Origin of the sequence: Nocardia sp. NPDC056564 (assembly GCF_042793755.1) — a bacterium.
In the GTDB taxonomy this organism is placed as follows: domain Bacteria; phylum Actinomycetota; class Actinomycetes; order Mycobacteriales; family Mycobacteriaceae; genus Nocardia.
Window position 1 is genome coordinate 99,127 of record NZ_JBHTUR010000004.1, and the last position, 21,699, is coordinate 120,825.

Genomic DNA, 21,699 nt, shown 5'->3' on the forward strand with positions numbered 1-21,699 from the left:
CGGGGGTAGCCGTCGATCTCCTCCCACTCCAGCACCGCGATGAGACCGGCACGAGGGTTTGAATCTGTGCGATCGGATCGCGGTGCTGGGAATGTTCGGGTCTCAGGCGTTGGCGAGGGTGTTGGCGTAGGTGGATCGATCGAACTTTCCGGCGGGCGCGAAGCGGCCGAGCAGCGCCTCCGCGTCTTCACCGGTGACGCTGGTGATGAAGGCGTTGGCCGCGGCCACCGAGTCGACCGCGAGGAACGGCTGCGGGTGATGCAGCAGGCCGACCAGGGCGGCGGCGAACTTCGGCTCGACGGCGGCGGCCGCGAACAATGTGTTGCCGATGTCGGCCAGCTCGGGGTCGCCGAGGAACAACCGGGTCACCTTGTTGGCGGCGTCGCCGCGCACCGCGAGGAAGCCCGCGTACTGCTCGCTGAGCCACGCCTCGTCGAACGGGCCGTCGTGCACGGCGGCCGCCGCGACGAGCCGCTGCGCCTGGATCAAACCGCTCTGCGCGCCCTGGCCCGCGATCGGGTCGTAGGCGGCCGAGGTGTCGCCGAGCGAGGCCACCACGTGACCGCCCGCGGTCCGGCCGACACCGGCCCGGACCACCGGCCGCACCGCGCCCTTCAACCAGGAGTGCGGATCGTCGGCGATCACCCGGGTGGCCAGCACCTCGGGCAGGTCCCAATCGATGAAGTCGCGGTACAGGTCCTGCACGATCCGGTGCGCGGATTCGGCGGAATCCGCTGCGGCGAAACGGGTTTCCCATTCGCTGCCGGGCCGGGCCCAGCCGAGGAACGCCCAGCTCGGTCCCGCGTCCTTGTGCAGGTACGGACCCCACCACGCCTCGCCCTGCTCGGCGAGGATGGAGAAGCCGCTGTGCCCGCCGCCCGCCGGGCTGCGATGCGCGAAAACGTCCTTGTCGTAACCGATTCCGGTCACCGTGACGGTGAGCAACGACCGTTGCGGCGCGTCGTACGGGGTGCGCGTCTCGTCGATCGGAAACAGGTCGGACAGTCCGCCGCGACCGGTGGCGACCAGGGTGAGGTCGTTGGCGGCGGCGATCGTGTCGAGCGATTCCGGGGTCACCGGCTCGACGACGAACCGGCCGCCGCGCTCCAGGAAGGCGGTGAGTCGTTCGTCGGCCTTCAGCCGGGTGTCGACGGCGATACCGACATAGCCGTCGAAATTGCCGTCGAATTGGATCAATTCGGCGCGATCCGGTCCGGCAATGCGGACGCTGAGTCCGGAGTGCCGCGGCGCCCGCGCGGTGTAGGTGTCCAGCCCGAGCGCGGATTCGGCCTGCTGGGTGATGCCGAATTCGAGGGCGGTGCCGGTGGCAGGTACATCGTCGCGCAGTGCGCGTTGATCGCGGTCGCTGTAGAGGGTGACGTCGAATCCGGCGTCGAGCAAACCCAATGCCGCAGTGACGCCGGTTTGGCCGGCACCGATTACCGCGGCCGAACGGGTGGAACGGGGAACGGAATTCTGCGTTGTCATGTTCGGATCATCCGGGCTGTGACGTGGCCCTCGTGAGTGTTGCGATCAGCGAGAATCAATGAGCAGACAGGAATTCTCCCTGGCGTACCATTCGGGCCATGTCGTTCACCGTTGCCGATCTGACCGGAGACCGGACCGAGCAGTACCAGCAGCTCGTCGCGCAGGCGGAAGCGCTGGTCGGGGGCGAGCACGACCGCGTCGCCAACGCCGCCAACCTGTCGTCGCTGGTATTCCACGCGCTGCCCGAACTGAATTGGGTCGGGTTCTATTTCTCGGACGGAAAAGAGCTCGTCGTCGGGCCGTTCCAGGGCCGGCCCGCGTGCGTTCGCATCGCCATCGGTAAAGGCGTGTGCGGGACCGCGGCCCAGACCAGGGAAACCCAATTGGTCCCCGATGTGCACGCGTTTCCCGGGCATATCGCGTGCGACGCGGCGACGCGTTCGGAGATCGTCATTCCGCTGGTGCACAATGGCGAACTCGTCGGCGTCTTCGATCTCGACAGTCCGCAGCCGGATCGGTTCGATGAAATCGACCGGGCGGGACTGGAATCCGTCGCGCGGGCTTTCCTCTCGGCGCTCCCTTCCTGATGTTCCGGCGAGCACCTGAGTGCTCGCCGGAAGCGACTAGGCACTCGGCGTAGCTACCTGCGCACCCGGGCGCGAGACCTCATCCGGCAACGCGGTGGATCCGGGCGCACCGAGGCGGTAGCGGGCACCGCGATGCTCGTCGGGTAGCCGGTCGCCCGCTTCGAACAGCGCGTTGCGGAGCGTGCCGGGAACGTAGCCGGTGGCGTAGGCGCCCCGCTCGGTCAGCACCGGAACAACATGCCGCACAACATCTTCGAACGAACCCGGAGTGATCGCGTAGGCCAGGTTGAAGCCGTCCAGGTCGGTGTCCTCGACCCATTCCTGGAGCCGGTCCGCGACGGTGACCCCCGATCCGACGAACACCGGGCCCATCCCGCCGATGCCCGCCCACCGGCCGATATCGCGCACCGTCCACTCGCGGCCGTCGTCGTCGAACTCCTGGAACGCGGCGACGGCGGACTGGATGGCGTTGCTCTCCACCTGCCCGATCGGATCGTCGAGGTCGTAACCGGACAGGTCGATTCCCATCCAGCCGGACATGAAGACCAGGCCGCCCTCGATGCTGGCGTAGGACAGGTATTCCGTGTGCTTGCGCCGCGCCGCCTCATCGGTGGCGTCGGTGATGACGGTGGCCAGCGCGTAGATCCGCGCGGAGTACGGATCGCGGCCTGCCTCCCGCAGCGCACCGCGGATCCGGGAAACAGTCTGAGCGAGAAGGCGTTTGGACGGCGCGGCGATGAAGATGGCCTCGGCGTTCTCCGCGGCGAACCGCACGCCGCGGGTCGAGGCGCCCGCCTGATAGATCACCGGCGTGCGCTGCGGCGACGGCTCTGCGAGGTGGATGCCGGGCACGGTGAAGTGCTTACCCCGATGCCCGATGTGGTGCACCTTCGCCGGATCGACATAGACACCCGCGGCGGCGTCGCGGACCACCGCGTCGTCCTCCCACGAGCCCTCCCACAGCTTGTACAGGACCTCCAGATACTCGTCGGCCTGGTTGTAGCGCTCGTCGTGGTCGAGTTGATCGTCCGCGCCGAAATTCCGTGCCGCCGAGGGCAAGTAACCGGTCACCACATTCCAGCCGATACGGCCGTTGGTCAGGTGGTCGAGGGTGGAGAGGCGGCGGGCGAACGGGAACGGATGCTCGAAACCGGTGCCGGTGGTGATGCCGAACCCGAGGTGCTCGGTGACCGCGGCCATGGCCGAGACGAGCAGCAGCGGATCGGCCACCGGGATCTGCGCACCCTGCCGCAGTGCGGCGATATCGGTACCGCCGTAGACGTCGTAGGTGCCGAGCACGTCGGCGATGAAGATGCCGTCGAATCGCCCCTGCTCCAGCAGCTTCGCCAGTTCGGTCCAGTAGCTCAGTTCCTTGTACCGGTGCGACTGATCGTCCGGATGCCGCCACAGGCCGGGCGATTGGTGGGCGACGCAGTTCATGTCGAAGGCGTTGAACCGGATTCGGCGGGTCACTGCTGAGCCTCCGCCGCCGGCTTGCGTTCGCCCGCGCTCCAGGCGAACGGCAGATCGGCGCCGTTCAGCAGATGATCACCGATCGCCCTGGCCTTTTGGATGGCCGGGTTGTGCACCGAGATGGTCCTGGCGTTGCGCCAGTGCCGGTCCAGCCGCTGGCGCTCGGAAACGACCGACGCGCCGCCGACCTCGAAGAGCAGCGTGGTGGCGGGCAGCACCAGGTCGATCACCGCCAGCTGGGCCTGCGCGGCGGCGAGTTCGGCGGCCACCAAGGACTTTTCGTCCTTCGCACCACCGGAGAGGACCTGGTCGAGGAGGTCGGCGACGGCCAGCACGCTCGACCTGGCGGCGAAGGCGGCGGCGGAGAGCCGTCCGATCACCTGCTGCACCAACGGATCCTGGCGCGGCACACCCGCGGCGGAGTGCGAGTAGCTGCGCGTGCGGCCCGCCACCCACTGCCTGGCGTCCAGTTCCGCGCGCTGCGCGATGCCGGCCAGCACGGCGAGCTGGACCAGTTGGAGATACGACGTCGCGTAGGTCGGGCCGGGCGCACCGTAGCCAGGGCCGAGGATGCGTTCTTCGGTGACCACGACATCGGTGAATTCCGTTGTGCCGCTGGCGGTCAGGCGCTGACCGAAGCCGTCCCAATCGTCGTGCTGGCGCACGCCCTCGGCGTTCGCGTCGACCAGCACGCCCACCCGCTCACCGTCGCGGTCCGCCGCGGCCAGGATGTAGTCGGCGTACAGCGAGCCGGTGCTGTAGTACTTCACCCCGTTGAGCAGCCAGCGGTCACCGTCCTTGGTCAACCGGGTGCGGTAGCGGTCCACCGCGCCCACCCCCGGCTCGGTGATCGCGTTGCCGACCAGCGTGCTCGTCACCGTCCGCAGCCACTGCTCGCGGCTCGGCCCCGGCTCGGCCAGCAACTGATCCTCGACGAAGGAGAAGTGCACGCGCAGCGCCTGCGGCAGATTCGATTCGGCGGCCGCCAGCTCGATCAGCAGCCGGAACAGCTGGCGCACGGTGACCCCGTACCCGCCGAACTCGACCGGCACCCGCAGCGCGCCGAACTTCGCCTCGCGCAGCCAGCCCACCTCCTCGAACGGCAGGCGGCGGTCGACCTCGCGGGCCACCGCCCCCTGCGCGATGCGGTCGAAGATCGGTCCGAAGACCGCATCCAGTTCGGCGTCGGTGGCGGATTTGGCTTCGAGGGATGTCATCATCCCACGATCGCGCAGCGCCGTGCTCGGCTCACGGGTTGCGCGCACCGCGATCGAAATAATGGTTCGCCGGAGTTGTCGGTGGGTCCCGCTACAGTCGCGACGTGGCTGGATCGCAGTACTCGTTCACGGCGGAGGTGTGGGAACACTCCGGTATGGGGTCGTGGCATTTCGTCTCCTTGCCCGAGGAAATCGCCGACGAGATCGAGGAGCGGTATGCGCAGCTCGCGGGCGGGTTCGGCGCCGTACGGGTGCACGTCACGATCGGGACGAGCCGCTGGTCGACCTCGCTGTTCCCGGACAAGTCCCGGGCTACCTACGTGCTGCCGGTGAAGAAGGCGGTCCGCGCCGCCGAGGAACTCGGCGCCGGGTCGCGGGCGCGGATCGAGTTGGTTGTCGCGATCTGACGGTCAGTACTCGCGCGGACCGTACGGCACCGGGCCGGGCGGATAACCGCCGCCCGCCTGCGCCGCTCTGCGCTTACTGCCGCTGCGCTTGACCGCGACGACAATGATCACCACGAGGCCGAGGATCAGTCCGCCGCCGCCGATACCGAACGCCGCGAACAACTGGAAGACGAACGAATCACCGAGTCCGCGGCCGACGGCGACGGCACCGCCCGAATCGCCCTTCGTCGTCAGGTGATAGGTGCCCGGCTGCTTCGCTTCGAACGAAAAGGCCGCTTCGCCACTGTGTTTGCCGAACGAGTAGTTGACCGCCGCGTCGTACTTGGTCAGCGGCACGGCCGACCCGCCGGGATCGGTGATCACGATATTCACCCGGCCCGACAGACCTTCGAAATAGACGGTGTAGCCGCCGGTTTCGGTCAACCGCACATCGCCGGAACCGGGCACCGCGACCCGCTGGAAGTCATCGATCTTGCCCGCGGTCTGGGTGATGCCGAAGATGCCGAGCCCGAGGCCGCCGAACACGCCGATCGCGATGAGTAAGCCACCGAACGCGAACCACCACACCGACGGCGTGATCCGTTGCGGCACGGGCGGATACGGCGAATTCTGCTCGTACGGTCGCATGCCGGCCTCAGCTCCCCCGCCGACCCACATCGACGCGACCTCAGCATAGAACGAATGCCGCGGTCGCGCCGATCAAAATCGCGACGTGGATCAGCGCGGGGCGGTCATGCATTCGGTGGCGATGCGGGTGCTCGCGGTGCGCGCCTTTTCCGCGTCTGCCTTGCTCATGCCGAGGGTCTCCTGGTCGGCGGCCTTGGTGTCGTATTCGTCGCTGACCATGACCCGCAGGCCGTCCTGCGAGATGCCCTGGTCGATGAAGAGCTTCGCGGCGCAGTCGGCGAGCTGCTGACTCTTGAGCCCCTTGTCCTGCAGGGACTTGGCGAGGTCCGCCTGCGTCACCGTGGGCGCTGCCGCCGCTTTGTCGTTGCCGCATGCCGCGAGCACCGGCAGCGCGATGAGCGCCGCGGCGATCAGGGAAATCCGCACCTGAATCCCTATCTGTCGAAGTGGACACTGTCGTCGAATGGACGCTGTGGGACGTCGGCCACGATGGTACCGATCAGCCTGGAAACGTTCGTACGAAGCGAATTTTCACAAATCCATGGCGGCGCGCAGCGCGGTATCCAGGCGTTCCAACGACTCCGTTTCCATTTCGTCGACGCGTTCGGCGAGCCAACCGCGGAAGATGCGGCCGATATTGCCCGCGTGCACCCAGCCGTGCCGCTCCACCGGCACCGCGAGGATGTCCTTGGGATCGTCCTCGACCACCTCGGCGGCGATCAGCCAGGGCCTCGGCGACTCGTTGATGCCGTCACTGCTGATGAGCACGACCGTGCGGCGTCGCGGCGAACCATGCGGGTTGTAGATCCACAGTTCACCCCGCCGCACGCATCGCCTCCTCGGCGGCGGCCATCTCGGCCGCGTCCGCGGCGGCCTGAGCCGTCACATCGGGTGCCGGACCGCAGCCGGTGCGCACGGCTTCGCGCCGCGCGGCTTTCGATATCCAGGCCGACGGCGACATGCCCGCGCGGGCCGCGGCCTGCTCGGCGAAGGACCAGGCGGCCTCGTCCAGCGAAAGGGTGACCTTACGCGTTGCCATACCATTTATCGTACCGACTTTTCCGGCCGCTGCCAGCGGAAATTGTCCGGTTCCGCCCGGAAGATCGGCAACTGAGGGCTGGTGACTGCTGTTACTGTGGGCGCACGGCCGGACGAGAGTGGGGATGACCATGTTGAACCATCACCGGGTCGGCAAGGGCGAACCGCTGGTGCTGGTGCACGGCATCGGCAGCCGGTGGCAGGTGTGGGAGCCGATCATCGACACGCTCGCCGAGTCCTACGACGTGATCGCCGTCGATCTTCCCGGCTTCGCCGGATCCGCTCCCCTCGCCACCACGACCGTCGACACGCTCACCGACGCGCTCGCCGATTTCCTTGCCGCACAGGGGATCGAGCGGCCACACCTGGCGGGGAACTCGATGGGCGGGCTGATCACCTTGAACCTCGGCGCCCGCGGCCTGGCCCGCTCGGTCACCGCGTTCTCACCGATCGCGTTCTGGGACACCGCCGGTCGCGTCTGGTGCCAGCAGTCGCTCGGCAAGTCACGGATGCTCGTCGGGCCGATGAAACGTGCGCTGCCTGCCATTCTCGGCACCGCGGCCGGCCGAACGGTGTTCCTCGGCTTGGTCTTCGGCAAACCGTGGGCCGTGAGCACCCGGATCGCGGTGGATACCGCGAACGGTGCGGCCGACGCCCCCGGGTTCGAGCCGGCCCTCGCCTCGTTCGACACGGCGAAGCTGCACGAGATCGGCGCTCTGGCAGACATTCCCGTCACCATCGCCTGGGGCAATCGCGACATCCTGCTCACCTACCGCACGCAGAGCCGCCGCGCCCGCGCCGAACTGCCGAACGCCGAACACCGCACCCTGCGCGGCAGCGGCCACACGCCGTTCTACGACGACCCCGCCGCGTGCGCGCGGGCGGTGCTGGACACCGCAGGCCGCTAGCTAGCGCGGCGACCGCGGCTCGGTCAGCGTGTCCGGGTGCGCCGTCCCCAGCAGTATGCGCACCGCATTGCGCCAGCGGTGCTGGACGATTCGGTTCCGGTCCACCTCACCGGTCAACAGCACCCGCAGGGCCAGACCGGTCATGATCTCGATGGTGAACTCGGTGATCGTCGGCACCCGCGGGTCATCCGGGAACTCCGCACGGAAGACGTCGCGAATGCTGTTGTGCATCAACTCGAACAGCCGGTGCTCCAGCGGCAGGAACGCGGCGAGCAGCTCCGGATCGGTGCGCGCGCCGACCCACATCTCCAGCGCGGCCCAGAACGACGGCCCGCTGAGCATCCGCATGGTCAGCTCGACGGCGGTCTCCAACCGGTCCGCTGCCTCGGGCAACTCGGCGAATTCCCTGGTCAGCTGGTCGAATCGGCGTGCCGCAAGATGTTCGACCGCCCCGGCGAGCAGGTCGGCCTTGGTCGGGAAGTGATGCTGGAGCGTGCCGCGCGGCACCCCGGCCCGCTTCTGCACCGCGAGCGTGGTGGTGCCCGCGTAACCGGCCTCGATCAGGCTCTCCACCGCCGCGTCGAGCAGCCGGGCGCGCATCCGCGCCCGGCGCTGTGCCTGGGTCTCCCTGGCGCGTTCGCCCGCGGCGGTCAGCGGCCCTGCCACCGGGGTTCGCGCTTCTGCGCGAAGGCGAGCGCGCCCTCCGCGGCATCCTTGGAAAACAGTGCGGGCAAGGCGATTTCACCCTGCTTGGCGAACGCCTCGGTCACCGGCCAGTCCGGCGACTCGTCGATGATCCGCTTGCTCGCGGCGACGGCCAGCGGTGCGGCGGTGGCGATTTCGGCGGCCAGCTCCAGCGCGGCGGCCAGTGCGGCGCCGGGCTCGGTGACCCGATTGACCAGGCCGAGCTGGTAGAGCCGGTCGGCACCGATGCGCCCGCCGGTGAGCGCGAGCTCGGCGGCGATGCTGCGGGGCAGACGCTGGGTCAGGCGTAGCACGCCGCCGCCGGCCGCGACCAAGCCGCGCCGCACCTCCGGGATGCCGAACTGCGCGTCGGCGGCGGCGACGATGAGGTCACCGGAGAGCGCCAACTCGAAGCCGCCGGCCAGCGCGAACCCCTCGACCGCCGAGATCATCGGCTTCACCGGGGGTTTCGCGGCGATCCCGAGCGGCCCGCGACGCTGCGTCATCGGCATCTCGCCCTTCGACGCGGCGACGAGATCCATTCCGGCGCTGAAGGTTCCACCCGCGCCGGTCAGCACGAGCACCCGCGCGGTGGCGTCGGCCTCGAACTCGTCGACCGCGGTCTCGATGGCCTGCGCGGTCGCGAGGTTGATGGCGTTGCGCGCCTCGGGGCGGTTGACGGTCAGCACGGTGATGGCATCGCGCCGTTCGACCAAGATCAGTTCGGTCATTTGCCGGTCCTTTCGAGCAGGGTGAGCTTGTCGGCGGCGACGATGTCGGCGGTGGCGCCGAGCGGATCACCGTCATCGAACGCGGCGACCGTCTCGGCGTCGGACGCCCGGACAAGTATGCGGGCACCGGCCGGAGTCAGGGCGCTCACCACGACGGCCTCGGGTTCATCGGCGTGGTCGGGCGCGGGTCCCTTGCGATAGGCGACGGTGTACGCCTCGACGGTGGCCGGTCCGGTGTAGCCGGGGGCGGCGTCGCGCCGGGCGGTGGGCACCTCGGCTTCGATCGAATGGAACAGGCGCGCAGGCGGTTTCGCGGAGTACACGCCCACGCCGTGCTTGGTGATGTACCAGCCGAGCGCGGTCGTCAGGCCGTAGGCGGCCGAATCCTCGCGCAACAGACCGACCAGCGTCGCGATCGAATGCGTCGTGTAGTTGTTCCCGGGGCCGCCGCCGAAGGTGAGCCCGCCGGTGACCGACAGCGGCCGCGCCGGATCATCGATCGGCAGGCCGAGTGCCTCGGCCGCGACCTGCACCGCGACCGGAAAGCAGGAGTACAGGTCGAGGTGCGCCACCTCGTCGATGCCGATACCGGCCGCGCCGAGTGCGGCCCGGCCTGCCGCCGCGATGGCCGGCGACGCGGCCAGATCCGCGCGTTCGGAGACGAACCACTCATCGGTCGCGGTGGCGCCGCCGTGCGGGAACACCCAGCGGTCCCGCGGCACCCCGGCCGCGGCGGCCGCCGCCGCGCTGCACAGGATCAGCCCGGCGCCCTGATTCACCGATAGGTTCGCCACGAGCAGCTTGGGATACGGCGTAGACACCAGCCGATTCGCGGGCGTCGGCGTGACCAGATCGGCGGCCGACCGCGGCGTGGGCTGCCACGCATAGGGATTGTTCGCCGCCACCTCGGACAGTCGCGACCACAGCCCGCCGATGCGCGCCCGATGCTGGTCCTCGGTCAGTCCGAGCCGGCCGCGCAGCGCGGTTTCCATCAGCGCGTAGAAGTAGACCGGGCCCCACAGTCCGGCCGCGGTTTCCATGTCCGAGTTGGGTGCGCGGTCCGAGCCGACGAGCTCGGTCGGCCGCAGGTCCTCCGGCTGTTCCGGCCAGTCCAGCGCGGCACCGGTGCGGGTGGCGGCGTTCCACGCGGCGACCGCCTCGGCGCCGGTGATCAGCGCGATGTCGGAGCGGCCGTCGGCGATCTCCTGCGCGACCGTATTGAGCAGGCGCTGCGGTGCGTCACCACCGAATCGCACGGACTGGAACGTGCGCTTCGGCGTCGCGCCCAGCTCGCCGGCCACCAGCGCGCCGAGGTCCGCGTACGGCTTGCTGACCGGTGCCGCGGCGGCGATCAGATCGGCGGAGCGCAGCAGTCGGTCGCCGGTATCGCTGTCGGCGCCCGCGCGGCGCAGGGCCTCGGCGGCCAGTTCGACCGGACCGGGCAGACCCGGCTCGCCGCTGCGGTGCACGGTCTGTCCGGCACCGACCAGCACGGGCGTTCGGGGATCCATTCCCGCTGGCAGCATTGTTCCTCCGAATGATCTCGCGGGCCGTCGACGCGGTTTTCACACGGCCGCCGACGCAGTTACCGTCAGCATTGACGGTAACCCGAGTTCGATTAGAACAGAGTCCCCACGGCCGGGCAATGGTCCCCTGCCCAACAACTGACTCGCGGGTAAGATCCGAGCATGGGCTCCCACATCGCGCTGCGCTTCGACGGCGACCGCGCCTACGTCACCCTCGACCGGCCGGACAAGCACAACGGCCTCACCATCGACATGCTCGGCGACCTGATCGACACCGCGCGCACCATCGCGGGCCGCGACGAGGTGCGCGCGGTGATCCTGTCCGGCAACGGCCCGAGTTTCAGCAGCGGACTGGACATCGCGAAGGCCACCGGCGACCCGCTGTCCATCGTGCGCAGTTTCGTTCCGCTGCCGTGGCGCGGCACCAACACCTTTCAGGAGGCCTGCTGGGCCTGGCGCAGGCTGCGGGTACCGGTGATCGCCGCGGTGCACGGCCGCTGCTTCGGCGGCGGGCTGCAACTCGCGCTGGCCGCCGACTTCCGCTTCGCCACGCCGGATTCGGAGTTCTCGGTGATGGAGGCCAAGCACGGCCTGGTGCCCGACATGACCGGCGCGGCCACGCTGTCCCGGCTGATCGGCGTGGACAAGGCGCTGCTGCTGGCGATGACCGCGGACACCGTCGACGCCGCGTACGCCGAACGGATCGGCCTGGTCACCGAGGTCACCGCGGATCCGCTGGCCGCGGCGGAGAAGCTCGCCGACCGCATCGCGACCCGCTCGCCACACGCCGTCGCGGGGGTCAAGCGACTGTTCGACAAGGCCTGGGAGGCTTCGACACGCCGCACGTTCGCAGTGGAACGCGCGACGCAGCTGCCGCTGATCATTCGGCTGGCCACGACGCGAGGCAAGCCCACCGAGAGTTAGCGGTCAGCGGCCCCTTTTGTCCCACGCACCACATTTTCGACGAGTTCGCTGCTAGCATTTCCCACAGATTTGCCAGCCAGTCGAATGTGGTGCGTTGCACACCGCGAATGGTCTGTGTATCGCGGGAATTCTGTGTTTCGTATCGCTCTCGGCGCGGACACGGAGGGCTCACAGACTTTGACCAAGACGGCATCCATCTTGCTTTCGGCGTTGGCGGGTGCTTCAGCCTTGCTTATCAGTGCATCCACCCCCGCCTGCGCAAACCCGAACACCATCAATCCCATTCCGGTGCTCAACGGAAGCAACGGCCTGCCCAATCTGGTCGGGCGCACCAAGGCTGTGTTCCAGATGACCGGCATGGCCAGCCCGAACAACACCCAGGCCTACAACGTGCTCGGCACCGATCTCGGCATCATGTGGGACAACGGCAACGGCGAGTTGCTGACCGCGTTCGGCGATACCGCGGGCATCGGTTTTCCGAACCTGCTGGCCGGAAGTATGTGGTCTTGGCGGTCGAATATCCTGACCCGCAGTCATACCCAGAACCCGTCCGGCGGCATCTATTTCGACAGCGTTGTCCGGGATGTCTTCGGCCAGGCACGGGACCTTATCCCCAGCCCAAAGATCCCTTTTCTGGAGATTAGCCGCATTCCTACCGCGGGCATATCGGTGGGCGGCGTCCAATTCATGAGCCTCATGTCCGTGCGCAGCTGGGACGAGGTCGGGCAGTGGACCACGAACTACTCCGGGCTCGCCGCCTCCGGCGACAACGGCGAGACCTGGGGCGAACTGCCCGCCACCCGGCGCCCGGATGAGGGCGGCAACAGCAACTTCCAGATGAACGCCTTCCTCAAGGACGGCGGATTCGTCTACGAATACGGCACACCCTCCGGGCGCAACCAGTCCGCGTACGTCGCTCGGGTACCGGAAGCCCAGATCGCCGATCTCGGCGCGTACGAGTACTGGGACGGCGGGGCGTGGAAGCGCGGCGACGTCAATGCCGCGGCGCCGATCATGTGGGGCGTCGGTGAACTGTCGGTGATGTACAACGCCTATCTGGGCCAATACATCTCGCTCACCACCGACCCGTTCAACTCGGTGGTCATGCGGCGCGCCTCGGCGCCGACCGGTCCATGGAGCGACCCCGAGGTGCTGATCGACACCAGGGAGCTGCCGAGCGCGTACGCGCCGTCGATCTTCCCGTACCAGACCGGGCGTGATCTGTACTACCTCACGACCGTGCACAGTCAGTACAACGTGCTGCTCATGCGCACGCCGCTGTAGCGGGATCCCAGCTCCGAGTTCCGCGCGATCCAGCACGGCCTTGACCTCAACAACGCTTGATGTATGAGGCTCGGCGGTGTTGGATCGTCGTCGTTCAGGAGGAACCATGGGAACCGTCGCACCCGAGATCGCCACCGTGCGTGCGTGGCTCAGCGCCAACGCCCGTCCGATCATCGATACCGATCCCGGCCACACCGGACCCGATCTCGACCCGCTGATCGATCGACTCGCGACCGCGACGGTGGTCGGGCTCGGCGAGTCGACGCGGTTCTCCCGGCAGATCTACGGGGTGCAGGAACGCGTCTTCCGCGCGCTGGTCGAGCGGCATGGGTTCCGCGGGTTGGCGATTCAGGACAGCGCCGGCTCCGGCGAACGGTGGGATCGGTACGTGCGCACCGGCGCGGGCGATCCCGAGTCGGTGCTCGCCGGATCATGGCGACCGTGGCGGACGGCGGAAACCATTGCGGCACTGGAGTGGATCCGCGCGTTCAATCAGACGCATCCCGACGATCAGGTCGAGGTGTTCGGGGTGCAGCCGCCCAGCGCGGAGCCCGCGGACTACGACCTGGTGCTCGACCATGTGCGGCGAATCGCGCCGGATCGGTTGGCCGCCATGGAAACTCACCTGACGCCGATCCGCACCGCGCATCAGCTGGACGAGCATGTCCAGCGTCATCAGGGAATTCACCCGGGGCGCCCGTTCGCCGAAGACGCACGCGACGCCTTCACCTTGCTCGAAAGCCTGCCGACCACAACGGAATACGCTCAGGTCCGCACCCATATGCAGCGCATCCTCGACTTCCACGAGAACAGCGTCGCCGGACAGGGCGGATTCGCCCGCGACGAGCGGCTCTCCGGCCTGCGGGTCATCGACCGGCAACGCGAGACCGGCGCGAAGATCGTCTACTGGGACGGCATCGCGCACACCACGAACCTCCGATCGGGCATGGGCACGGCGGAATTCCGCGGCGTCGGCGCCTATCTGCACGAGGAGTACGGCGCCGGCTACGTCTCCGTCGCCCTCGGCTTCCACCACGGCGACCTCGGCCGGACCACCGCGCCCGATCCGCTGCCCGATCTGCTGGACGCGCTGCTCGGCTCGGTCGACCTGCCCGCCTACTACGTAGACCTGCGCGCCGAGGCGCCCGAAGCGGTGCGGGTATGGCGCAGCGGCCCGGCCAAGGCGCGCGTCATCAGCGGCATCTACGATCCCGCCGAGGACGCCGAGGCCAATATCGCCGTCGCGTCGCTGACCGGCGCCTTCGACGTGCTGGTGCACATCCGGGAAACCTCGCCGGTCCATTGGCTACCCGTCGGCGATCAATAGACTCACGAGCATGGATGCGACCGAGTGGGACGAGCGCTACGCGCAAACGGAATTGGTCTGGGGCGCACCGCCGAACAACACCATGGTGGAACACGTCTTCGGGCTGGACCGGAGCACGCCGCTGCGGCCGGACACACCCGGCGGCGAACCGCCCGAACTCCCGCGCGCCCTGGACCTGGCCTGCGGCGAAGGCCGCAACGCGCTCTGGCTGGCCACGCACGGCTGGCAGGTGCACGCCGTCGACTACTCACAGGTCGGCGTCGACAAGGGCCGCACCGTCGCCACTCGCCTGTCCCGTTCGGTGCGCAGCCGCATCACCTGGCAGTGCGCCGACGTCACCGATTTCGACGCCGCCGCGATCACCGGCCCGTACGAGCTGGTCCTGATGGTCTTCCTGCATCTACCCGCCGACCAGCGCACCGAGGTGGTCCGCCGCGCCGCCGACCTGCTCGTTCCCGACGGAACCCTGCTCGTCCTCGGCCACGACACCACCAACCTCACCGACGGTTACGGCGGCCCCAAGGACCCCTCGGTCCTCTTCACGCCCGACGACATCGTCGCCGACCTGCAAGAGGCCGTCGCGGACAACCGCATCCGCATCCGCCTGGCCGAACGCGTCCACCGCCCCACCGAGGGCCGCGACGCCATCGACGCCCTGGTCATCGCCACCCGGCCGGAGCCGGGGCCGGACGAGATCGAACCGGCGTCGTGAGCTCACGGCAGGAGTAACTGCCAGTACAGCGCCCAGGGAACGAACCCGACTCCCGCGAGGATCAGCAGCGCGAGCCTGACCCGGATCGCCCCGTGCACCTGGTCTCGCGCCCGCCACCAGTTCACGGCGGTCGCCGCGGTGGCGAGAAGCACTGCGGCAGTGCAGATTTGCAGCAATAGCCAGGGCAGGGTGCGGCCGGCGGCGAAGGCCGCGGCGCCGCGGCCACCGGAGGCGAAGATCCACAGCAGGTAGGTCATGGTTCCGGCGACCGCGACGAGTCCGCTCGCGGACAACAATCGAGCCGGCCAGCGCGCCGGCCTTCGACCGTCCGCGCCGCGGCGCCCGGTCCAGGCGGTGAGCGGGTAGCCGGCGAACCCGATCAGCAACAACGCCAAGGCGCCGTTGCGCACCGCGGCCGCCTCGTACCAGGCTCCGCGCGACGGGGACCGACTCGTATCCACCTGCGCGGGAACAGGTTCGGCACTGGACAACGGTGCGCGACCGGCGGCGACCGACTGCACCCAGGACGTCATCACGTCGGCATAGGCAGGCCCCAGCGCACCCAGCGCCTTGCCGCCCACGACCGGACCACCGACCTTGTCGAAGCCATCGGTGCTCGCGTGCCCGGTATGACCCGCGCCCGGCACGAATCGAACGGTCGCGTGCCGATTACCGGCCCGGTCCAGCGCTGCCTCGAACACCGCGGCGCTCTCCGCGGGCGGGCACAGGGTGTCGTGCTCACCCCATAGCGCCAGCACCGGCAGCCGAAGCCGTTCGAGCACCGGCACCGGGTCGTAACCGGCCGCCGGGAACAACCCGGTTTCGGCGATCAGCAGGGCCCCCGGACCCGCGACCGCACGCCGGAACGCTGCCGAAACCCCGCGGTGGCGCAGCTGATTTCCCAGATTCCAGGTCTGCGTGCGCAGGGGATCGAAGCCGGACGCGCCGATCGTGATCAGAAAGGCCACGTCCGGCGACTTCGCGGCGGCCAGCGGCGCCACCCAGCCGCCCTCGCTCAACCCCCACAGTCCCACCTTCGCGGGGTCCACGTCCGATCGGGCCCGCAGGGCGGCCAGACCGGCGAGCGCGTCGTCGGCGAGCAGGTCGAAGTCCCGTTCCATCAGGGAGTAGCCGTCCGCGCGCTTGTCGAACGCCAGGGCGACGATGCCTGCCCGCGCAAAGGTTTCGGCCTCGGGGACGTAATCGGCCCGCGGGCCCGGCCCGGAACCGTGCACCAGGACAATGCCGGGACGTTGTCCGCCGACCGCGGCTCGCGGGATGAACACGGTGCCGTGCAGGGTCAGCCCGTGGCTCTGGAAGGAGATCGCCTCCTGGATCGGCGCGTCGTCGCCGGGAACGGCACCCGCCGGGCCTGCACTCGCGCCGAAGCAGGCGAACATGGCGATCGCGACGGACAACGGACCGCGGCGAAACGTCCGACGGGCCACCCGCCGGGCGATCAGGGGAATTCGCATGTCGCGGACGCTAACCGCGAAAACGTCGTCCTACATCCGGCTGCGGTTCTAGAACCACAGTCCTACAAGCACTTTCGACCTACCTCCACCGGGGGATGCCGCGCCAGGAGACCACCGCCGAAACTGCGGTCAAGGACATTGGGGGCGTGTCCATCACCGCCGGCTTGACTAGCGTTGCGGGCGATCCATCCGCGATAGAGGAGCTGCCCGATGAGCCGTACCGTGCTGAAAATCGTTGCCGCCGTGGCGATCACCCTGACCGCCGGAGCCGGCGCGGCGAACGCGACGCCGGGCGGACTTCCGCTGGAGCCGAGCAGCCAGGCGGATCCGGTCGGCGCGGAGGCGAGCCCCATCGGCGTATCACCCGGGTCCAGCAGCGCCGCCGCCCTGGCCTGCCTCGTGCAGTCGATCTCCTCCGGCGCCAAGTACTGCCTGTAGCCCCGCTAGCTACTCCACCGCGCCAACCAGGGCGTCACCGTCTCGGCGATGACGTCGAATCCGGTGCGGAACGAGTGCGGCTGACCCGGGATCACCCGCACCTCCGCCGCGTCGGCGGCATCCGGGATGCCGAACGGGTCGCTGCCGCCGTTGATCACGACAACCTCGATGTCCCCCGGCTCGAGCAACTCCTCGCGCCGCGTCTTCTCCGGCTTTCCCGGCGGATGCAGCGGGAACGACAGCGCGATCACCCCGCGCGCCTGCACCGCGATCGCCGTGCGGCAGGCCACCCGCGCCCCGTTGCTGCGCCCACCCTGGATCAGCGGCACCCGCTTGATCCGCGTGCGCAGGTCGGCCACGATCTCCAGCCACGCCTCGTCCTGCTTCACCGCCGACCCCGGCGCGCGGCGCCCGGCGACCCGATAGGGCTGGGTCACCCTGGCCACCGCGCCGCCCAGGTCCAGCGCCGCGTCCCGCACGGCCAGGATGTCTTTCGCGTCGACGCCGCCGCCCGAGCCGTGGGTCAGTACCAGCAGAAACGCGGGTTTGCGTGGCCGGTCGAGCTCGATGTCGGCCGGTCCGGCGCTCGTCTCGATTCGCACGCCTCACGGTAACCCGGGTCGGCGGGTCGACCGGCGATCCCGCGCTCGGCGCTGTTTTTCGCGTCACATTCCCGCTCGAGCCTTTGCCAGTCCATTACCGACCGGTAATATAGGTCGTAAGTTACCCGCGAGTAGCATGCGGAAAACCGGCTAACCGGTAGACGAGAAACGGGCGGGAACGGTCAACCAACCGACCGCACCAACTCAACGGAGAGTGAGTACTGACATGGGTCACTACAAGAGCAACGTCCGCGACCTGGAGTTCAACCTCTTCGAGGTCCTCGGTCTCGGGTCCATCATCGACGGCGACGCCTACGGCGACCTCGACACGGACACCGTGAAGGAGATGCTCGCCGAGGTACGCCGCCTCGCCGAGGGCCCCCTCGCCGAGTCGTTCGCCGACGCCGACCGCAACCCGCCGGTCTTCGATCCGGAGACGCACACCGTCTCGATCCCCGAATCGTTCAAGAAGTCCTTCCGCGCGCTGCAAGAAGGCGGCTGGGAGAAGCTGGGCATCCCCGAGGAGCTCGGCGGACTCGGCGTCCCGCGCACCGTGCACTGGGCGATCAGCGAGCTGATCCTCGGCGCCCAGCCGGCCGCGTACATGTACGCCGCGGGCCCCGGCTTCAACACCATCTTCCACAACAACGGCACCGACGAGCAGAAGAAGTGGGCCCAGATCGCGATCGACCGCGACTGGGGCGCCACCATGGTACTCACCGAGCCCGACGCGGGCTCCGATGTCGGCGCCGGCCGCACCAAGGCGATCAAGCAGGAAGACGGCACCTGGCACATCGAGGGCGTGAAGCGCTTCATCACCTCCGCCGATGCCGACGACATGTTCGAGAACACCATCCACCTGGTGCTGGCCCGCCCCGAGGGCGCAGGCCCCGGCACCAAGGGTCTGTCGCTGTTCTTCGTGCCCAAGTTCCACTTCGACCACGAGACCGGTGAACTCGGCGACCGCAACGGCGTCTTCGTCACCGGCGTCGAGCACAAGATGGGCCTGAAGGTTTCGGCCACCTGTGAGGTCACCTTCGGCGGCAACGGCATTCCGGCCAAGGGCTGGCTCGTCGGCGAGGTGCACAACGGCATCGCGCAGATGTTCGACGTCATCGAGAACGCGCGCATGATGGTCGGCACCAAGGCCATCGCCACCCTGTCGACCGGTTACCTGAACGCACTGGAGTACGCCAAGGAGCGCGTGCAGGGTGCGGACCTGACCAAGATGACCGACAAGGCGGCGCCCCGCGTCACCATCACCCATCACCCCGATGTGCGTCGCTCGCTGGCCAGCCAGAAGGCCTACGCCGAGGGCCTGCGCGCGATCTACCTCTACACCGCCGCGCACCAGGATCCCGATGTCGCCCTGCAGGTTTCGGGCGCCGACGCCGATCTCGCGGACCGGGTCAACGACCTGCTGCTGCCGATCGTCAAGGGCGTCGGTTCCGAGCGGGCCTACCAGTACCTGACCGAATCGCTGCAGACCCTGGGCGGCTCCGGCTTCCTCCAGGACTACCCGATCGAGCAGTACATCCGCGACGCGAAGATCGACTCGCTGTACGAGGGCACCACCGCGATCCAGGCGCAGGACTTCTTCTTCCGCAAGATCGCCCGTGACCGCGGCGTCGCGCTGGCCCACGTGGCCGGCCAGGTGCAGAAGTTCATCGACACCGAGGCGGGCAACGGCCGGCTCAAGGGTGAGCGCAAGCTGCTCGCCACCGCGCTCGAGGACGTCCAGGGCATGGCCGCCACCCTCACCGGGCACCTGATGGGCGCCCAGGAGAACCCGACCGAGCTGTACAAGGTCGGCCTCGGTTCGGTGCGCTTCCTGCTCGCCGTCGGCGACCTGCTCATCGGCTGGCAGCTGCTGCGCCAGGCCGAGATCGCCATCAAGGCGCTCGACAACGGCGCGACCGGTGCCGACGAGTCGTTCTACCAGGGCAAGGTCGCGGTCGCGCAGTTCTTCGCCCGCAACATGCTGCCGGAGCTGACCGCGGTCCGCACCATCCTGTCCAACCTGGACAACGACATCATGGAGCTGGACGAAGCGGCGTTCTGATCCCCTGAATACGACGAAAACGGCCCGGATCGCTCCGGGCCGTTTTCGCGTTTCTAGGTCAGCGTGGACGCGACCGGTTCGTCCACGACCACCATGTTCCCGCCGCGTTGTTTGGCCTCGTACATCGCCTCATCGGCCCGCCCGAGCATCGAGTAGGGCATCGGCAGCTCGCACGGTCCGTCGAACAGCACCACCCCGATACTCGCGGTCACCGAGATCGTCTCCGCAGGCTCGTTCGCGTCCCGCCGCACCACCTGCGGTTCGGACACCGCCAGCCGCACCCGCTCGGCCACCGCCTGCGCTGTGCGATCGCCGACCGGCCCGAGCAGCACGAATTCCTCACCGCCCGTGCGCGCGACCACCATTCGCGAGCCGCGCACCGCGAGCAGGCGCTGCGCCGTGCGCAACAGCACCTCGTCACCCACCCCGTGGCCGAAGCGATCGTTGATCGCCTTGAACCGATCGAGGTCGACCGCGATCGCGCACATCGTCCCGCGACAGCCCGAGCCCGCCATCGTGGCCAGGTGCAGTTCCATCCCGCGCCGATTCAGCAACGTGGTCAACGGATCTCGGACCGCGTCCTGCCGCAGCACCCAGAAGCAGAACTGCATCGCCGGCATCATCACCACGCCGCAGGCCGCCGTCATCAACACGATCACCGCGCCGATCATCGGATCGCCACCGCCGGCCACCATCCGCCCGGTCAGCAGCACCACCGAGAACACCGACCACGCCGCATGCACGGCAAGCACTTTCGCGTTGTGCATCACCGCCAGGTAGCCCCCGGTGATCACCAGCAGGGTCAGCCCGAGCGCGCCGTACAGCCGATTCGATTCCTGCAGATTCGCCACCGTGATCGCCACATCCGCGGCCCCGAACAGCACCAGCGATTCGACCCTGGACGGCCACGGCAGCAACCACCAGCGCAACGCCCAGTACACCGCGAACCCCGCGATGGCCCAGTCGATCGCCAGGCCGAACCCACGCGGCGGACCACCGTCCGAGGACGAGGCCAGCACCGCGATGCCCGCCAAGAAGACACCGCCCATCCCGACGACCACCTTCAGCCAGCGCACCGCCGTATAGGAGTCGAGCGCGCGGGCAAGCCACGCGTAATCAGCCGGATCCCGCCACCAAGCCCTGAACATCGCGCCGCCTTTGGCCACGGTCACCACCTAGTGCAGAGGAATCCTCACCCTTGCTGACGACAGGCGCGGGATTGCGTCATCGAAATCCCACCAGCTACTTGGTCGAGTGTATGACTGGGATCGCGCGGATGCACGTATCCGAGCGGCAGGACAGGTGCGGCCCGCCGAGCGGTTTGTCAGAAGACATACCTGATCAGAGCATGTTTTGTGCATATGACCAAGGCGGTAGCCGGAGGCATCCACCAGACGCCGCCCACTTGGCCATCACTTCGCACATTCCACGCATAACCGTCACCGTGAACCTTCAGCAAACATCGCGAGACGGCTTTCGCCGCGAGATGTGACCCAGCCGCGGAAACGACAAAAGCGGCCCGGATGCCTCCGGGCCGCTTCGCCGAATTCAGGACGCCCCGCCGTCCATCCCCAGCAGTAGCGTGGGGCGATCGCACTGGGCGAGTTACTTGGCGCCCGCCGAGCCGGTCGTCAGCGACTTGATGATGTCGACCAGCGCCGAGCTCGACCCGGTCCCGCTCGGATCCGGCTCACCGACGCCGATCACCGGCTGCACCGAAATCCCCGGCTGCACAGTCACACTCGGAGCCGCACCGGCCGTAGCCAGGCCCGACCCGGCGATCGCCACACCGGCCGCCGCCGCCAGCACAACCCCGAACACACGCATTTTGCTCATTCAGCTGTTTCCTTTACCGAATCTTCTGATCGAAAACCCCGTTGGTATCGACCGAGGCAGTTCTATCACGCAGATTCAGCATCCAGCGACCGTTCAGCCATCGCATATCATCACCCTTGGTTGCCCATCGATTGCATGGCAGCTGCGGTGCAACTTTCAAACTGTAAGCTGGCCTTTAACCAGGCCGCGCCCCGATTTCCACCGGCAAGACTTTTGGCGGCACGCATCACAACCAGCGGCGACAGCCCGACATCCGGGCCGATAGGAATCCGGCATGACAGGATCGGAGACGAATCAAAATACGCATGGCAAATTCCGGGCATACGAATCTGGGCGCGTCAATTCGCCAACCG

The 21,699-nt window shown here is 68.4% G+C and carries 23 protein-coding genes; 9 read left to right on the forward strand and 14 right to left on the reverse strand.

All coding sequences use genetic code 11. The features are described 5' to 3' along the window. Nucleotides 1-102 precede the first annotated feature (102 nt). Nucleotides 103-1,488, reverse strand: a complete 1,386-nt coding sequence (locus ACFQ9K_RS11795; protein WP_378722908.1) for a styrene monooxygenase/indole monooxygenase family protein — start codon at nt 1,486-1,488, stop codon at nt 103-105. Nucleotides 1,489-1,586: 98 nt separating this feature from the next. Between ACFQ9K_RS11795 and ACFQ9K_RS11800 the strand changes: the two genes are divergently transcribed. Beyond that, complete coding sequence (locus tag ACFQ9K_RS11800; RefSeq protein WP_378722909.1) at nt 1,587-2,075, forward strand: GAF domain-containing protein; 489 nt, start codon at nt 1,587-1,589, stop codon at nt 2,073-2,075. Nucleotides 2,076-2,111: 36 nt separating this feature from the next. On the opposite strand, the gene ACFQ9K_RS11805 is transcribed toward ACFQ9K_RS11800, so the two are convergent. Both ACFQ9K_RS11805 and ACFQ9K_RS11810 read right to left on the reverse strand, forming a co-directional pair. Continuing rightward, nucleotides 2,112-3,548 (reverse strand): LLM class flavin-dependent oxidoreductase, encoded by a 1,437-nt coding sequence (locus tag ACFQ9K_RS11805; protein WP_378718820.1) that lies wholly within the window; start codon nt 3,546-3,548, stop codon nt 2,112-2,114. After that, a complete protein-coding gene (locus ACFQ9K_RS11810) occupies nt 3,545-4,765 on the reverse strand; it encodes an acyl-CoA dehydrogenase family protein (protein WP_378718819.1) in 1,221 nt (406 codons plus the stop codon). The genes ACFQ9K_RS11805 and ACFQ9K_RS11810 overlap by 4 nt, the downstream gene beginning before the upstream one ends. Before the next feature lie 104 nt (nt 4,766-4,869). Between ACFQ9K_RS11810 and ACFQ9K_RS11815 the strand changes: the two genes are divergently transcribed. Continuing rightward, complete coding sequence (locus ACFQ9K_RS11815) at nt 4,870-5,172, forward strand: DUF1905 domain-containing protein (protein ID WP_378718818.1); 303 nt, start codon at nt 4,870-4,872, stop codon at nt 5,170-5,172. A gap of 3 nt (nt 5,173-5,175) precedes the next feature. Here ACFQ9K_RS11815 and ACFQ9K_RS11820 read toward each other — a convergent pair whose 3' ends face one another. The 4 genes from ACFQ9K_RS11820 to ACFQ9K_RS11835 form a co-directional block, all read right to left on the reverse strand. Beyond that, complete coding sequence (locus tag ACFQ9K_RS11820; protein WP_378718817.1) at nt 5,176-5,799, reverse strand: hypothetical protein; 624 nt, start codon at nt 5,797-5,799, stop codon at nt 5,176-5,178. Between the two features lie 90 nt (nt 5,800-5,889). Continuing rightward, nucleotides 5,890-6,225, reverse strand: coding sequence for a hypothetical protein (locus tag ACFQ9K_RS11825; protein ID WP_378718815.1), 336 nt, complete (start codon nt 6,223-6,225; stop codon nt 5,890-5,892). A gap of 105 nt (nt 6,226-6,330) precedes the next feature. After that, nucleotides 6,331-6,627, reverse strand: coding sequence for a hypothetical protein (locus ACFQ9K_RS11830; RefSeq protein WP_378718813.1), 297 nt, complete (start codon nt 6,625-6,627; stop codon nt 6,331-6,333). Further along, entirely contained in the window at nt 6,614-6,838 is a 225-nt protein-coding gene (locus ACFQ9K_RS11835; RefSeq protein WP_135233911.1) for a hypothetical protein, read from the reverse strand. The genes ACFQ9K_RS11830 and ACFQ9K_RS11835 overlap by 14 nt, the downstream gene beginning before the upstream one ends. 124 nt (nt 6,839-6,962) lie before the next feature. Here ACFQ9K_RS11835 and ACFQ9K_RS11840 point away from each other — a divergent pair, with 124 nt between their 5' ends. Next, a complete protein-coding gene (locus ACFQ9K_RS11840) occupies nt 6,963-7,745 on the forward strand; it encodes an alpha/beta fold hydrolase (RefSeq protein WP_378718811.1) in 783 nt (260 codons plus the stop codon). Here the strand turns inward: ACFQ9K_RS11840 and ACFQ9K_RS11845 are convergent, their stop codons facing one another. Genes ACFQ9K_RS11845 through ACFQ9K_RS11855 form a run of 3 tightly spaced genes read right to left on the reverse strand, consistent with a single transcriptional unit; the run spans nt 7,746 to nt 10,671 of the window. Continuing rightward, complete coding sequence (locus tag ACFQ9K_RS11845) at nt 7,746-8,411, reverse strand: TetR/AcrR family transcriptional regulator (RefSeq protein WP_378718809.1); 666 nt, start codon at nt 8,409-8,411, stop codon at nt 7,746-7,748. Beyond that, entirely contained in the window at nt 8,396-9,160 is a 765-nt protein-coding gene (locus ACFQ9K_RS11850; protein ID WP_378718807.1) for a crotonase/enoyl-CoA hydratase family protein, read from the reverse strand. Before ACFQ9K_RS11850 ends, ACFQ9K_RS11845 begins: the two co-directional genes overlap by 16 nt. Next, a complete protein-coding gene (locus ACFQ9K_RS11855; protein WP_378718806.1) occupies nt 9,157-10,671 on the reverse strand; it encodes an acetyl-CoA acetyltransferase in 1,515 nt (504 codons plus the stop codon). Before ACFQ9K_RS11855 ends, ACFQ9K_RS11850 begins: the two co-directional genes overlap by 4 nt. Nucleotides 10,672-10,848: 177 nt before the next feature. Between ACFQ9K_RS11855 and ACFQ9K_RS11860 the strand changes: the two genes are divergently transcribed. The 4 genes from ACFQ9K_RS11860 to ACFQ9K_RS11875 all read left to right on the forward strand — a co-directional run bounded on the left by ACFQ9K_RS11860 (nt 10,849) and on the right by ACFQ9K_RS11875 (nt 14,933). Next, the gene (locus tag ACFQ9K_RS11860; protein ID WP_378718805.1) at nt 10,849-11,610 is read left to right on the forward strand and encodes a crotonase/enoyl-CoA hydratase family protein; all 762 of its coding nucleotides are present in this window, start codon (nt 10,849-10,851) and stop codon (nt 11,608-11,610) included. Between the two features lie 177 nt (nt 11,611-11,787). Beyond that, nucleotides 11,788-12,894, forward strand: coding sequence for a DUF4185 domain-containing protein (locus ACFQ9K_RS11865; RefSeq protein WP_378718803.1), 1,107 nt, complete (start codon nt 11,788-11,790; stop codon nt 12,892-12,894). 106 nt (nt 12,895-13,000) lie between these two features. After that, a complete protein-coding gene (locus ACFQ9K_RS11870) occupies nt 13,001-14,221 on the forward strand; it encodes an erythromycin esterase family protein (protein WP_378718802.1) in 1,221 nt (406 codons plus the stop codon). A 10-nt stretch (nt 14,222-14,231) separates the two neighbouring features. Beyond that, on the forward strand, nt 14,232-14,933 hold the full coding sequence (locus ACFQ9K_RS11875) for a class I SAM-dependent methyltransferase (protein ID WP_378718801.1): 702 nt from the start codon (nt 14,232-14,234) through the stop codon (nt 14,931-14,933). A 2-nt stretch (nt 14,934-14,935) separates the two neighbouring features. Here the strand turns inward: ACFQ9K_RS11875 and ACFQ9K_RS11880 are convergent, their stop codons facing one another. Next, entirely contained in the window at nt 14,936-16,408 is a 1,473-nt protein-coding gene (locus ACFQ9K_RS11880) for an alpha/beta hydrolase family protein (RefSeq protein ID WP_378718799.1), read from the reverse strand. 210 nt (nt 16,409-16,618) lie between these two features. Here ACFQ9K_RS11880 and ACFQ9K_RS11885 point away from each other — a divergent pair, with 210 nt between their 5' ends. Further along, nucleotides 16,619-16,846, forward strand: coding sequence for a hypothetical protein (locus ACFQ9K_RS11885; RefSeq protein WP_378718797.1), 228 nt, complete (start codon nt 16,619-16,621; stop codon nt 16,844-16,846). Nucleotides 16,847-16,851: 5 nt separating this feature from the next. Here ACFQ9K_RS11885 and ACFQ9K_RS11890 read toward each other — a convergent pair whose 3' ends face one another. Continuing rightward, nucleotides 16,852-17,448, reverse strand: a complete 597-nt coding sequence (locus tag ACFQ9K_RS11890; RefSeq protein WP_378718795.1) for an alpha/beta family hydrolase — start codon at nt 17,446-17,448, stop codon at nt 16,852-16,854. Nucleotides 17,449-17,674: 226 nt separating this feature from the next. On the opposite strand from ACFQ9K_RS11890, the gene ACFQ9K_RS11895 reads away from it, so the two are divergent. Then, entirely contained in the window at nt 17,675-19,510 is a 1,836-nt protein-coding gene (locus ACFQ9K_RS11895) for an acyl-CoA dehydrogenase (RefSeq protein ID WP_378718822.1), read from the forward strand. 53 nt (nt 19,511-19,563) lie between these two features. Here ACFQ9K_RS11895 and ACFQ9K_RS11900 read toward each other — a convergent pair whose 3' ends face one another. Both ACFQ9K_RS11900 and ACFQ9K_RS11905 read right to left on the reverse strand, forming a co-directional pair. Beyond that, entirely contained in the window at nt 19,564-20,658 is a 1,095-nt protein-coding gene (locus tag ACFQ9K_RS11900; RefSeq protein ID WP_378718794.1) for a diguanylate cyclase, read from the reverse strand. A 457-nt stretch (nt 20,659-21,115) separates the two neighbouring features. Next, complete coding sequence (locus ACFQ9K_RS11905) at nt 21,116-21,346, reverse strand: hypothetical protein (RefSeq protein WP_378718793.1); 231 nt, start codon at nt 21,344-21,346, stop codon at nt 21,116-21,118. Nucleotides 21,347-21,699: the final 353 nt, after the last annotated feature.

Excerpts from the sequence above, each read along its gene's own strand:
- ACFQ9K_RS11795 (WP_378722908.1), bottom strand. The coding sequence starts at position 1,488 with ATGACAACGCAGAATTCCGTTCCCCGTTCCACCCGTTCGGCCGCGGTA.
- ACFQ9K_RS11800 (WP_378722909.1), top strand. The coding sequence starts at position 1,587 with ATGTCGTTCACCGTTGCCGATCTGACCGGAGACCGGACCGAGCAGTAC.
- ACFQ9K_RS11810 (WP_378718819.1), bottom strand. The coding sequence starts at position 4,765 with ATGACATCCCTCGAAGCCAAATCCGCCACCGACGCCGAACTGGATGCG.
- ACFQ9K_RS11820 (WP_378718817.1), bottom strand. The coding sequence starts at position 5,799 with ATGCGACCGTACGAGCAGAATTCGCCGTATCCGCCCGTGCCGCAACGG.
- ACFQ9K_RS11835 (WP_135233911.1), bottom strand. The coding sequence starts at position 6,838 with ATGGCAACGCGTAAGGTCACCCTTTCGCTGGACGAGGCCGCCTGGTCC.
- ACFQ9K_RS11840 (WP_378718811.1), top strand. The coding sequence starts at position 6,963 with ATGACCATGTTGAACCATCACCGGGTCGGCAAGGGCGAACCGCTGGTG.
- ACFQ9K_RS11850 (WP_378718807.1), bottom strand. The coding sequence starts at position 9,160 with ATGACCGAACTGATCTTGGTCGAACGGCGCGATGCCATCACCGTGCTG.
- ACFQ9K_RS11855 (WP_378718806.1), bottom strand. The coding sequence starts at position 10,671 with ATGGATCCCCGAACGCCCGTGCTGGTCGGTGCCGGACAGACCGTGCAC.
- ACFQ9K_RS11860 (WP_378718805.1), top strand. The coding sequence starts at position 10,849 with ATGGGCTCCCACATCGCGCTGCGCTTCGACGGCGACCGCGCCTACGTC.
- ACFQ9K_RS11870 (WP_378718802.1), top strand. The coding sequence starts at position 13,001 with ATGGGAACCGTCGCACCCGAGATCGCCACCGTGCGTGCGTGGCTCAGC.
- ACFQ9K_RS11875 (WP_378718801.1), top strand. The coding sequence starts at position 14,232 with ATGGATGCGACCGAGTGGGACGAGCGCTACGCGCAAACGGAATTGGTC.
- ACFQ9K_RS11880 (WP_378718799.1), bottom strand. The coding sequence starts at position 16,408 with ATGCGAATTCCCCTGATCGCCCGGCGGGTGGCCCGTCGGACGTTTCGC.
- ACFQ9K_RS11885 (WP_378718797.1), top strand. The coding sequence starts at position 16,619 with ATGAGCCGTACCGTGCTGAAAATCGTTGCCGCCGTGGCGATCACCCTG.
- ACFQ9K_RS11895 (WP_378718822.1), top strand. The coding sequence starts at position 17,675 with ATGGGTCACTACAAGAGCAACGTCCGCGACCTGGAGTTCAACCTCTTC.
- ACFQ9K_RS11900 (WP_378718794.1), bottom strand. The coding sequence starts at position 20,658 with ATGTTCAGGGCTTGGTGGCGGGATCCGGCTGATTACGCGTGGCTTGCC.
- ACFQ9K_RS11905 (WP_378718793.1), bottom strand. The coding sequence starts at position 21,346 with ATGAGCAAAATGCGTGTGTTCGGGGTTGTGCTGGCGGCGGCGGCCGGT.